We start from the raw sequence: 11,247 nt of genomic DNA, 5'->3' as shown, positions 1-11,247 counted from the left end.
AGTTCAACTTCTCGCCGTCGGGCCAGTGGGCCATCTACGCCTTTGCCGACTACCGAGAACCTGCAGCAGTGCCCGCGGTGTGCGCACCGCCACAGATCACGGCGCGCGTCTTTGCCGGACGGATCGAGCTCGAGGCGGTCGTTCCGCCCGACGCGCTGGCCTTGTCGGCCAGCGAAGCCAGCTTGCAGATCGGGCTGTGCGCGGTCGTCGAAGCGCGCGACCTGATCGACGGGCGACACAGCTACTGGGCGCTGCAACACGCGGCAAACCGACCGGATTTCCACGACCGGCGCGGCTTCGTCCTTGCCCTTCCGCCACGGCATCGCACGTGCGGGAGCACCTGATGGGCGACGTACAGAGCGGACTCGACCGCCTGCTTGCCGAACCTGCCCTGCGCCGGCCGCTGCGCGGGCGACGGATCGCGTTGGTCGCTCACCCGGCTTCAGTCAGCAGCGACCTGAAGCACGCGCTCGACGCGCTGGCGGCGCTCGGCGACCTGAATCTCACCGCCGCTTTCGGCCCGCAGCATGGATTGCGCGGCGACAAGCAGGACAACATGATCGAGTCGGAGGACTTCCACGACGAGGTGCACGGCATCCCGATATTCAGTCTCTACGGTCGCGTACGGCGGCCGACAAGCGAGATGATGAATACCTTCGATGTCCTGCTGATCGATCTGCAGGACATCGGCTGCCGCATCTACACGTTCATCACGACGCTGCGCTATCTGCTGGAAGCGGCAGCCGAACACGGCAAGTCGGTCTACGTGCTCGATCGCCCGAATCCGGCCGGGCGGCCGCTCGAGGGATTGCTCCTGCGCCCGGGATGGGAGAGCTTCGTCGGCGCCGGCCCACTCCCGATGCGCCACGGTCTGACCCTGGGCGAACTTGCCAACTGGTTCATCCGACAGTGCAAGCTGACCATCGACTGCACCGTCATCGACATGCGCGCGTGGTTTCCAGAACAGTCCCCCGGCTTCGGCTGGCCAATCGGCGAAAGAACCTGGATCAACCCCAGTCCGAATGCACCGAACGTGTCGATGGTACGCTGCTACGCCGGCACGGTGATGCTGGAAGGAACGACGCTGTCCGAAGGGCGGGGAACGAGCCGACCGCTGGAACTTTTCGGCGCACCTGACCTCGACGCACGCGGACTGTTGGCGACGATGCATCGCCTGGCGCCCGAATGGTTGTCCGGTTGCCGTTTGCGCGAGTGCTGGTTCGAACCGACTTTTCACAAGCATGCCGGCAAACTGTGCCATGGCCTCCAGATACACGTTGATGACGCGCACTACCAGCACCACGCCTTTCGCCCCTGGCGAATCCAGTGCCTGGCTTTCAAGGCTCTGCGCACACTGCAGCCGGATTACCCACTTTGGCGCGATTTTCCCTACGAGTACGAGCACGAACGGCTGGCGATCGACCTGATCAACGGCTCGACGCTGCTCCGCGAATGGGTAGACGATGCGCAGGCGACGCCCGCCGACCTGGACGCGATCTGCCGTGCCGACGAAGCGGCGTGGGAAGAAGAGCGGCGCGAGTTCCTCCTCTATTAGTCCAGCGAACGGCGAGCGACCGACTTGGCGCCAGCCGAAAGGCCGGTATCTCTCCCCGAAAGTCGATCACCTTGCACCGGAAGTCGTCCCCTGTCTCAGCCGACGGGCAGAGGGTCCACCCACCGCCATTGGCACCGATTCAGCCACCGCGCTCTTCGCCGCCCGCGCCCGGCCGCGTTGCCTCCTCCAGCGCAGCCAGCCAGGCGAGGGCGTGCTGCCGATCGTCGCCGCACATCTCGGCCGACGGTTGCAGGCCGGTGCAGAAACCGGGTCGTTCGGCACGACCCCAGAGGCGACAGCGAAAGTCGGTAGTCAGGTGGCTGCACACCTCGCCGGCCGGCTTCCCCTGCGGGTGACCGGGAAACGCGGTCGTGATCGACGGCGCAATACAGCATGCACCGCAGGCAGCCCGGCAGCTAGCTCGCGCGTCGATCACCGACCGGCGGCTCCAGCTTGCCGTTGAGCAGTTCGCCAGCCTGCGGCGTTGCTCCCGGAACACCCCGGTAGCCGAGCCGCCACGACAGGGTTGCCGCCGCTTCGCGCGTCGCCAGCGCCATCGGACTATCCCAGTCCATTTCAAAGTTGCCGATGATGCCAAGTGACGTGAGCGCGGCGACCATATGTCCGCGATGGTCGAAAACCGGTGCACTGAACCCGTTGATGCCTGGCGTGACGCTGCCTAAAGCGCGCGACAGGCCGTGCCGGCGGATTTCATCGAGTTGCTCGGTCAGGCTGGCCAGGACATCGTCCGGCGCCATCCCACGCGCCTGGGCAGTGGCCAGGATTTCGCTCTCGAGCATCTTCTTCAGGTAAGGCGAACGGTAGAAGGCGGCGAAAGCGAGTCCGGTCGCCGACGAGGTCAGCGGCAGGACGACACCGGTGCGCAGCGTGATCGTCACCGGACCGCCGGCTTCGACCCAGCGCACGCAGGTCGCCCCATGGTTGCCCCACATCGCCAGGGCGACCGTTTCGCCGATGCGCTCGCAAAAATCGTCGAGCACGGGACCCGCGACACGTACCGGATCGAGTCGGGCCAGGCTGGCAAGCCCCAGTTCGAGCGCAAACTCGCCAAGATCGTAACGCCCCGTATTCGCGTCCTGCTCGACCAGGCCCATGCGCATGAAGCTGACCAGGTAGCGACGCGCCTTCGCAGCGGGCATTCCGGCGGTACGCGCAACGTCGCGCAGCATCATCGAGCGGCCGTGGCGCGCCAAGGCGCGCAGCAGACGGCTGCCAACTTCAATCGACTGAATTCCCTGGCGTTGCCTGGGGGCTTCGCTGTTGTCCATGTCTGTCATCGGTGCCCGATGCTCCTCGTCAAGGGGTAGAAGAGACCAATCGTGCGACGCGCTTCCGGCCAGCCGCCGACTGCCTGGAGGTCACCGGCTAACGTTCGAAAAGAGCAATCGATTCGACATGCGAGGTATGCGGGAACATGTTGACCACGCCCGCACCGCGCAACCGATAGCCCTTCTCTGCCACCAGGATGCCGGCGTCACGCGCCAGCGTCGCCGGGCTGCAGGAAATATAGACCAGGCGCCGCGGCGCGTCGTCGGCCGTCAGTGCCTTGACCAGTTCGACCGCCCCCTCGCGCGGCGGATCGATCAGCATCTTGTCGAAACGGCCGAATGCTGCCAACGTTTCCGCAGTCAGCGCGAAGAGATTGGCTACCCGATAGTCGGCCAGGTGCTGCAGTCCGTTTGCCGCAGCATTCTCGCCGGCACGCCGGACGAGCTCGGCGCTTCCCTCGACGCCGAGCACGCGCGCCCCGCGCCGGGCAATCGGCAGCGTGAAATTCCCCAGGCCGCAGAACATGTCGGCGATCTGCTCGCCCGGCCGCGGATCGAGCAGGGTCAGCGCGCGGCGCACCAGCACGCGGTTGATCGCGTGGTTCACCTGAGTGAACTCGGTTGGCGAGAAGAAGTGCTCGATCGCGAAATCCGGCAGCAGGTACGACAAACGCGCGCCCGCCGCCGGATGAAAACGATAGGCCGTCGCCGGTCCTTGCGGCTGCAGGTAAAAGACGACGCCGTGGTGATCGGCAAATTCGCGCAGCAGAGTTTCGTCCGCCACGGCCAGCGGTTCGAGAATGCGCAGCACGAGCGCCGTCTGCCTTTCGCCGACCGCGACTTCGATTTGCGGCAGACGCTCGCGTATCGACAGGCGCTCGACCAGCCGGCGCAGCGGCAGCAGCATCTCCGACAGGTGTCGCGGCAGGATCTCGCACTGCTCCATGTCGGCAACATAGCTGCTCTTCCGTTCGTGGAAGCCGACGAGCACCCCGCCTTTCTTGACGACCAGACGCACGCTGAGCCGCGCGCGGTAGCGATAGGCCCATGCCTGACCTTGAATCGGCGCGTAGAGCTCTTCGGCAACCACCCGCCCGAGATGCCGGAGATTGTCCTCGAGCAGCCTTTGTTTGACCGCCACCTGCGCCTGCGCATCGAGATGCTGCATGCTGCAGCCGCCGCAAACGCCAAAGTGCGGGCAACGGGGTGGGACGCGCGCCGGCGAAGGCGCCAGTACGCGCACCGTGCGCGCGATCTCGTAGCTCGGCTTGCGCCGGAAGCTGACATGCTCGACCTCTTCGCCGGGCAGGGCGCCCTCGACGAATATCGTCTTCCCGACCAGCCGGGTGACGCCGCGTGCTTCGTGGTCAAGCGATTCGATGATTCCGGTCGGCATGCTGCAGGCCTGTGCGAAAGGGTGCAATTCTACCGTGATTGCCGGCTTTGCCCGGCCCTTCGCGTGCCGGGCGCGGTCGCAAACGCGACGGAAAGACCAGGATCGTGATAGATTCACATCCTCCTCGTCGCCGCGGCAAGACCATGATCCACCCCCCGCACCATTGGCCGGATTCGGAGATCTTCGAAGATCTGTTCGTTCTCGAATTGGCCAACAACCACCAGGGAAGCCTCGAACGCGGCCTGCGCATCGTCACCAGCTTTTCCCGGATCGTCCGCTTCAACAATGTCAAGGCGGCGATCAAGCTCCAGTTGCGTGATGTCGACGCCTTCATTCACAAGGACTTCCGCGCTCGCTCGGATATCCGCTACATCAAGCGGACGCTCGATACGCGCCTGAGCAAGACCGAGTACGCAACACTGGCAAGCGCCATCCGACGGGCAGGCTGCATCCCGATGGCCACCCCTTTCGATGAGGTTTCGGTCGAGTTGTGCGTCGAGCTTGGCATCGACCTCATCAAGATCGCCAGTTCGGACATCAATGACTGGCTGCTCATCGAAAAGATCGCCGCCACCAACAAACCGGTCATCGTGTCCACCGGCGGATCGTCGTTGAAGGACGTCGACGATCTGGTGAAGTTCTTCAACCGACGGCAGATCCCGCTCGCCATCAACCACTGCGTGTCGCTCTACCCGTCGGCCGACCACGAACTCGAACTTAACCAGATCGATTTCCTGCGCCGCCGTTACCCGCTGAACACCATCGGCTTCTCGACGCACGAGCATGGCGACTGGCAGACTTCGATCGCGATTGCCTACGCGAAGGGCGCGCGCACCTTCGAACGTCATATCGACCTGGCCGACTCTGAAGAGCTGTCGCCGTATTGCAGCCTGCCGCAGCAGATCGATCAGTGGTTCAAGGCGCACAAGCGCGTCGTCGCCATGTGCGGCGCGCCGGGCACACAGAAACGGCTGCCGCCAGCGCGCGAGATTGCCTATCTCGACACGCTGGTCCGCGGCGTCTATGCCAGACGGGCACTCGCCCAGGGCCATGCCTTGTCCGATGAGGACGTCTATCTCGCCATCCCGCTGCAAAAGGGGCAACTGTCGTGCCGCGAACTGATGCGCGGCGAGTTGCTGTTGCGCGCAGCCGCCGCCGACGAGCCCATCATGATCGACATGATCGACAGTCCCTACGCTGAAAACGAGCAGTTGAAAGCGCTGATCTATCAGCGCGGCTTATGAGCAAGGCAGGCACCTGTCGCTGCGCCGACTGGCGGCCAACGCTGGCCGCCAGTACCGGGCAGGAGCGTAGCGCTGCCGACCTGCCGGCGATCCCATCGGAAGCTGCAGCCTGCGCGCCACGATGAAGCTGATCAGCGTCGTCACCGGCTGCTTCAATGAGCAAGACAATGTCGACGAACTGTGCGCGCGCATCCGCCACCAGTTCGCGCAACTGCCCGGCTACGATTACGAGCACATCCTCATCGACAATGCATCGACCGACGCGACGGTGGCCAGAATCAAGGCGATTGCCGCGCACGACCGGCGCGTCAAACTCATCGTCAATACGCGCAACTTCGGACACATTCGTTCCCCCATGCACGCGCTGCTGCAGGCACGCGGCGACGCGGTCATCGCCATGGCCTCGGATCTGCAGGAACCCCCCGAGTTGATCGGGGAATTCATTGCCAAATGGGAAGAGGGCTTTCGCATCGTCGCCGGGGTGAAGCCGCAGAGCCGGCACACAACCGCACTCACCTTCATTCGTCGCGCCTTCTACACGACGATCGGCCGCATCTCGGAAACGCGCCTGATTCCGGATTTCACCGGCTTTGGCTTGTATGACCGCTCGGTCGTCGAGATCGTCCGGCAACTCGACGACCCCTACCCCTACTTCCGCGGCATGATCGCCGACCTCGGTTTCGCGCACGCCGAGGTCCCTTTCGTTCAACCGCAACGCAAACGCGGGATCAGCAAGAACAACTTCTACACGCTGTACGACATGGCGATCCTCGGCATCACCAGCCATTCCAAAGTGCCGATACGCCTGGCGACCATGGCCGGCTTCTTGCTCTCCGCCCTCAGCCTGCTCGTCGCCATCGTCTACCTGATCTACAAGCTGCTACGCTGGGATCAATTTTCGCTCGGCGTCGCGCCGGTGGTCATCGGCTTCTTCTTTTTCGCTTCCGTACAGTTGTTCTTCATCGGCATACTCGGCGAATACATCGCGGCCATCCACACGCAGGTTCTCAAGCGGCCGCTGGTCGTCGAGAAGGAACGAGTCAATTTTGCCCCGGACGAGAAATGAAAACCGTCGCTGCAGGCAGCGGCAACGTCGATGACCCACCGGCAACGCAGGTTGGCGCGTCCGACCTGCCGCCCGACGGCAGGCTCACTGCGTGCGCGCTCGTCTACCTGGCGCTGCCCAACCTGCTGTTCCTGCTCGGCTGGTTTCGCATCGGCCCGGCCTTGCTGCTCTTGGCGGTGGCGGTTTACCTGCTGGCTGCGGCCTTGCGCGTGCTCGCACGGCCGGCATCATCAGCGTATGCGCCGACTGCATTTCTGGTCATTCTCCTGACCAGCGCGCTTTGGTCGGTCTTTGGTGGCGGCAGTCATTTCATGTACGCCAACCCCGACTGGGAGATTCGCGATGCGGTGCTTGGCGACTTGATTCACGCCAACTGGCCCGTCTATTACTTCTCGGCAGCAGGCGATCCGCTAATCCTGCGTTCAGCAATCGGCTTCTTTCTACCGATGGCGGTTTTCGGCAAGTGGTTCGGCCTGGCCCATCTCGACCTGGCCGTCTACTTCTGGACGGTCACCGGCGTTCTGCTCTTCCTGTTGCTGCTACCGCTTCAGGGACGCATCGGTTGGCGCTTGGCGCTGAGCTTGGCGCTGGCTGTGTTTTTCAGCGGGATGGACCTCGTCGGCCAGTTCATCGCAACCGAATCGTGGCCAGAATTTCCCCTGCGCATGGAGTGGTGGGCTCCCCTGAGCTACCCCTCGCTCACCAATCAACTGCTCTGGGCACCGAATCACTGCCTGCCGATCTGGATCGTCACCTTGCTCTACTGGCGGCACCGCCAACGCGACGAGTTGTTCCAGGTGATGGCGGCAGCATTGTCTTTGAGCCTGATCTGGACGCCTTTTGCTGCCCCGGCGTTGCTTCCCTTTGCCGCGCTCGCCGCGATTACTGCGGTTCGCCGACACGGCTGGGGCGCAATTCCTTGGACCAGTTGTGCAGCCGCCCTGGTGTTCGCCCTGCCGCTCAGCGCCTTTCTGTTGACCGACGCCGCGCCCATTCAGGCAAGCCTGACAAGCGCATCGTCGCCAGCCGCACCGGGGACAGGCTACGCACTGCAACCGTTTTCTGCCCATACTTACGCGCTCTTTGTCTGTTGCGAGTTCCTTTTTCTGGCGCTGGTCTTGGCGCCGCACGTTCGACGGGACAAGATTGAGTTCTGGCTCGCTGTGTTCATCCTGCTGGCACTCCCTTTCGTTCGCCTTGGGCCATCGAACGATCTTGGTCTACGCCTGAGCACACCGGCGCTGATCGTCCTCCTGATCGTCAGTCTTGACACTCTGCTCGGCGAGAAGCGCCTGGCAAGGCGGAGTACCTTGTGGATCGCGTGCCTGTTTCTCCTGATTGGCGCTCATACGGCATTCAACGAACTGTGGCGCGCCGCCACTTTCCCACGCAGGCAGCCAGACTACCAACAGACGCTCGCCGAACGGCAGGGCGGCCAGCCGGCAGCGCACTACGTTGGGCGGGTTGACGCTTCGTCAGCGCTCGGACGATGGTTGCTGCGACCCGTTCCCAAGACAGCCATTTCCGGCGGTTAGCCAATCACCGGGCAGCACTTCGTGCGGCGTACCTGTCAGGCATCCGGGGAGATGCTGGCGGCGCATCGCCGGACGGCGACGCAGATCCCGCGTCGAGGTAACGGAAGAAGACATCTTCCAGGGTCAAGGTTGGCCGGATTTCGAGAACGGAATGTCCGGCTGCGCGCAGCGCGTCAAGGGCCGGCCAAAGTTCGTCCCGGCGCAAGTCGGCACGCCAACGCCCCTGGGTCTCCTGAACAAACGTAGCAACCGGGCTTGCTCCGCTCGAACGAACGGTCACCGTCTGCTCGGCATGCAGCAATTCGCCGGGTGCCTGCACGGTGACCAGCTCCCCCCGGTGAATGAGGCCAAAGCGGTCGGCCAGGCGCTCGACATCGTGCAGAACGTGCGAAGTCAGGAAGATCGTTCCGCCCGCCTGGCGGTACTCGCCGAGAATGTCGACGACATCCTTGCGGCCAACCGGATCCAGGCCCGACAAAGGCTCATCAAGAATCAGCAGCCGCGGCTCGATGGCCATCGCGTGAGCAAGCGCTACGCGCTGCGTCATTCCTTTCGAAAAGCTGCGCACGCGCTTGTCTGCCACCTGGGCAAGAGAGAAGCGATCGAGCCATTGCAGACAGTGGCGGCGCTCATTGGCCGGCTTCACCCCGTGGATGGCCAGACCCATGCGCAGAATTTCCAGCGGCGTCAGATAGTCGTACAGGCTGGGATTCTCCGGCACATAGCCCAAGCCACGCCGCGCCTCGGGCAAGGAAACGTCCTTGCCGAAAAGCGCTGCCGACCCATGGCTCGGCTGCAGAACGCCGGTCAGCACCTTGATCGTTGTGCTCTTCCCAGCTCCGTTCGGACCGATGAAGCCAAAAACCTCGCCCTCGACAACTTTCAGCGAAACCTTGCGCAGCGCTTGGAAAGGCGGTGTCAGCCAAGCCCGCGGATACGTCTTGGACAGACCCTCGATCAGAATCGCCTGGCTCATTTGCCACCCCCGGCGACTCCCCCGGCAAGCACGGGCAAGCCCGTTTGATCGACGGCAAAACCCGAGCCGAAAGGATCAGCCGGAATCTGCGCGATCAGTCCACTGCGGACGAGATCGTCGAGAGATTGCAGCGGCCGCCGATAGCGCTCGTGATAGGTGGCCGCGGCCCGCCGCAGCGCCGCCAGATCGCGCAAGCGTTGGCTACGTTGCCGCAAGTAAGCAGCAAAATCCTTGCGCTTGGCTTGGGCAGCCATCGCATCGACAATCCTTGCTGCCAGTTCGAGATCCTGCGTCTTGTCGAGCCATCGTGCGGCGAAATTCTCCAGGGTTAACCGCTCGTCCGGATCGGCAAGCTTGCTTGCCGCACTTCGCAACCACTCCGACGCACCCAGCGCATCACCCTTGAAATGCATCTGGTTGAACGCGTAGTAAAACGGAGGCTGATAATCGAAGGGCCGCGCCAAGGTTGCTCGTCGCAGAATCACCTGGGTCGGTTCAACTTCCCCTTCCCAGGGCAAAATCGCCGTTGCAATGTAGTAGTTGTCTTCGTGCGCCGGATTGAGCCATGACACGTCGCGCTGAACCAGGGCGAGAACGCGATACTCGTCTGCAGCCATGCGCACCGTCTCGGTAACCAGCGCGCGCACGCTTGACCAGCTTGCGGCAAGATAGCGGTCCCCGCCAGCGAGCGCAACCTGAACGAAAACCGGCAACACCACCTCAATCTCCGCGCGTGGCCGTGTTCGACTCATCCCAAGAAGGGTAGTCTGTGCTTCCCAGAAGACTAGCCCCCCTGTGATTGCAGCCAGCATCGGCAGCCAAGCTGAGCGCTGTCGGCGGATCATTGTCAGAAGAACTCGCGCCGTCGGAAGGTCATCACGGCCAGCGCAAGAAGCAGCATCACATAGCCCGCAGCCAGCACGCAGCCATAAAGGATTGCCCCATCGGCGGGCGGAGTTCCGTACATTGCCCAGAAACGCCAATCAAGGCGTGACAGGTCTGGCAGGACGTGTTGAACGGCCCGCAATACGGGTCCGTAACGCCCGACCAACGCGTCGTCACCATCAGCGCCACGCTCAATGTAGTCGAGCACTGAACCCAGGCTCTTGCCAGCCACAGCGAAAACGACGCCGAGCGCAACCGGAAGCATCTGAACGGTGGACAGGCTGGCAATCCAGAGGGCGAAGGAGGCCACAACGACCGCATCGATCAGCAAACCAACGAGAACGAGCAGGTAAGGCCAGCCGACGTCGACCGGATAGCCTTGGGTGTAATGACCTGCCACAAAGAGAACCGACAACCAGAGCAGACCACCCAGAGCACCCGTAGCGACTACCAGCAGGCCAACGACACCAAGGAAGCGGCCGATGAGATACGCTGCACGAGAAATCGGGTAAGCCAGTGCGTACAGCACTGTGCGTCGCTCCACCTCCCGGCCAACGAGTTCCTGCACCCAGAAGACAGCAAGCAGAACAAGACTGAAACGAATGCCGGAGAAGCCGACATCGATCGTGACCGTCTTCGGCTGTCGAGGTGAGAACGACGCCGCGAGGAACGCAACGCCGACCATTAGTATGCCGAGGATAAGGCTAAGCAGCACCGCCCGCGAACGGAAGCCGGAACGCAAAGCACTGAGACAGAACGCCCACATATAATGAAAAAGGGCGCGCCAAGCGCGCCCATTCCGATAAGTCGAGGACTAGCTCGCATTCCTCTGAGTGTCGGCGTTGCCGGGGGTTATTTCTTGACTATCGGTGCACCCCGTGGCTGCGCAGTTTCCGACATACTTGATCCCGCCTCCGCCCGAGCCGCCACCGAAGTACGACTTACCCTTAGTGGAGCCGGCAACGACCCCGAAGGCTGTGTTGTTCTGCGAATACTGTAGCAGAACGTTGTTCGAGCATTTTCCGACAAACCCATTTCTGGCAAAGTCCGTCGAGGGGGCAACGGTGACTTGGGCGCCGGCACCGGCACAGCCGTTTGGCGCGGCGTAAGCCGCTGAGCCTAGCGTCGCCGCGAAAGCAAACGCCGCGAGATGAATCATCTTTTTCATAGTGTTCTCCAGAGATGTGTTCGACAATAGTCGGTTAGTTGTTTGAAGCCGCGACAGCAGCCGTCAGCCAGTTCTTCCCATCCGACTGGGCAGCCTTGTCTTCACCCTTCTTGGTGTACTCAGAGAACTGTGG

11 protein-coding genes and 1 pseudogene are annotated in these 11,247 nt (G+C 62.9%); 5 read left to right on the top strand and 7 right to left on the bottom strand.

The genetic code is table 11. From position 1 onward, the window contains the following. Both RKP46_RS19910 and RKP46_RS19905 read left to right on the top strand, forming a co-directional pair. Positions 1 to 344, top strand: a pseudogene (locus RKP46_RS19910) (hypothetical protein); the annotation flags it as partial. Continuing rightward, complete coding sequence (locus RKP46_RS19905) at positions 344 to 1,555, top strand: exo-beta-N-acetylmuramidase NamZ domain-containing protein (RefSeq protein ID WP_409194174.1); 1,212 nt, start codon at positions 344 to 346, stop codon at positions 1,553 to 1,555. The pseudogene RKP46_RS19910 and the gene RKP46_RS19905, both read left to right, overlap by 1 nt. 139 nt (positions 1,556 to 1,694) lie before the next feature. Here RKP46_RS19905 and RKP46_RS19900 read toward each other — a convergent pair whose 3' ends face one another. The 3 genes from RKP46_RS19900 to rlmD form a co-directional block, all read right to left on the bottom strand. Continuing rightward, positions 1,695 to 1,991 (bottom strand): YkgJ family cysteine cluster protein, encoded by a 297-nt coding sequence (locus tag RKP46_RS19900; RefSeq protein WP_409194173.1) that lies wholly within the window; start codon positions 1,989 to 1,991, stop codon positions 1,695 to 1,697. After that, on the bottom strand, positions 1,972 to 2,844 hold the full coding sequence (locus RKP46_RS19895; RefSeq protein ID WP_409194172.1) for an IclR family transcriptional regulator: 873 nt from the start codon (positions 2,842 to 2,844) through the stop codon (positions 1,972 to 1,974). Before RKP46_RS19895 ends, RKP46_RS19900 begins: the two co-directional genes overlap by 20 nt. A 97-nt stretch (positions 2,845 to 2,941) precedes the next feature. Beyond that, complete coding sequence (rlmD, locus tag RKP46_RS19890; RefSeq protein WP_311108236.1) at positions 2,942 to 4,240, bottom strand: 23S rRNA (uracil(1939)-C(5))-methyltransferase RlmD; 1,299 nt, start codon at positions 4,238 to 4,240, stop codon at positions 2,942 to 2,944. A 143-nt stretch (positions 4,241 to 4,383) separates the two neighbouring features. On the opposite strand from rlmD, the gene RKP46_RS19885 reads away from it, so the two are divergent. From RKP46_RS19885 to RKP46_RS19875, 3 genes are all read left to right on the top strand, one after another. After that, positions 4,384 to 5,484 carry an N-acetylneuraminate synthase family protein gene (locus tag RKP46_RS19885; protein ID WP_311108235.1) on the top strand — a complete coding sequence of 367 codons (1,101 nt, stop codon included), beginning with the start codon at positions 4,384 to 4,386 and terminating at the stop codon, positions 5,482 to 5,484. Positions 5,485 to 5,605: 121 nt separating this feature from the next. Then, a complete protein-coding gene (locus RKP46_RS19880) occupies positions 5,606 to 6,550 on the top strand; it encodes a glycosyltransferase family 2 protein (RefSeq protein ID WP_311108234.1) in 945 nt (314 codons plus the stop codon). After that, positions 6,547 to 8,085 carry a hypothetical protein gene (locus RKP46_RS19875; RefSeq protein WP_311108233.1) on the top strand — a complete coding sequence of 513 codons (1,539 nt, stop codon included), beginning with the start codon at positions 6,547 to 6,549 and terminating at the stop codon, positions 8,083 to 8,085. The genes RKP46_RS19880 and RKP46_RS19875 overlap by 4 nt, the downstream gene beginning before the upstream one ends. 4 nt (positions 8,086 to 8,089) lie before the next feature. Here RKP46_RS19875 and RKP46_RS19870 read toward each other — a convergent pair whose 3' ends face one another. From RKP46_RS19870 to RKP46_RS19855, 4 genes are all read right to left on the bottom strand, one after another. Then, positions 8,090 to 9,061 carry an ABC transporter ATP-binding protein gene (locus tag RKP46_RS19870; protein ID WP_311108232.1) on the bottom strand — a complete coding sequence of 324 codons (972 nt, stop codon included), beginning with the start codon at positions 9,059 to 9,061 and terminating at the stop codon, positions 8,090 to 8,092. After that, the gene (locus RKP46_RS19865) at positions 9,058 to 9,780 is read right to left on the bottom strand and encodes a hypothetical protein (protein ID WP_311108231.1); all 723 of its coding nucleotides are present in this window, start codon (positions 9,778 to 9,780) and stop codon (positions 9,058 to 9,060) included. Before RKP46_RS19865 ends, RKP46_RS19870 begins: the two co-directional genes overlap by 4 nt. Positions 9,781 to 9,908: 128 nt before the next feature. After that, the gene (locus RKP46_RS19860; protein WP_311108230.1) at positions 9,909 to 10,661 is read right to left on the bottom strand and encodes an ABC transporter permease subunit; all 753 of its coding nucleotides are present in this window, start codon (positions 10,659 to 10,661) and stop codon (positions 9,909 to 9,911) included. 99 nt (positions 10,662 to 10,760) lie between these two features. Continuing rightward, positions 10,761 to 11,114 (bottom strand): hypothetical protein, encoded by a 354-nt coding sequence (locus tag RKP46_RS19855; protein ID WP_311108229.1) that lies wholly within the window; start codon positions 11,112 to 11,114, stop codon positions 10,761 to 10,763. Positions 11,115 to 11,247: the final 133 nt, after the last annotated feature.

The sequence above is a fragment of the Accumulibacter sp. genome (assembly GCF_031732815.1).
In the GTDB taxonomy this organism is placed as follows: domain Bacteria; phylum Pseudomonadota; class Gammaproteobacteria; order Burkholderiales; family Rhodocyclaceae; genus Accumulibacter.
The sequence above is the reverse complement of the archived record's forward strand: the minus strand, read 5'-3'. Positions and strand labels throughout refer to the sequence as shown.

Excerpts from the sequence above, each read along its gene's own strand:
- rlmD (WP_311108236.1), bottom strand. The coding sequence starts at position 4,240 with ATGCCGACCGGAATCATCGAATCGCTTGACCACGAAGCACGCGGCGTC.
- RKP46_RS19895 (WP_409194172.1), bottom strand. The coding sequence starts at position 2,844 with ATGGACAACAGCGAAGCCCCCAGGCAACGCCAGGGAATTCAGTCGATT.
- RKP46_RS19885 (WP_311108235.1), top strand. The coding sequence starts at position 4,384 with ATGATCCACCCCCCGCACCATTGGCCGGATTCGGAGATCTTCGAAGAT.
- RKP46_RS19855 (WP_311108229.1), bottom strand. The coding sequence starts at position 11,114 with ATGAAAAAGATGATTCATCTCGCGGCGTTTGCTTTCGCGGCGACGCTA.
- RKP46_RS19875 (WP_311108233.1), top strand. The coding sequence starts at position 6,547 with ATGAAAACCGTCGCTGCAGGCAGCGGCAACGTCGATGACCCACCGGCA.
- RKP46_RS19870 (WP_311108232.1), bottom strand. The coding sequence starts at position 9,061 with ATGAGCCAGGCGATTCTGATCGAGGGTCTGTCCAAGACGTATCCGCGG.
- RKP46_RS19880 (WP_311108234.1), top strand. The coding sequence starts at position 5,606 with ATGAAGCTGATCAGCGTCGTCACCGGCTGCTTCAATGAGCAAGACAAT.
- RKP46_RS19905 (WP_409194174.1), top strand. The coding sequence starts at position 344 with ATGGGCGACGTACAGAGCGGACTCGACCGCCTGCTTGCCGAACCTGCC.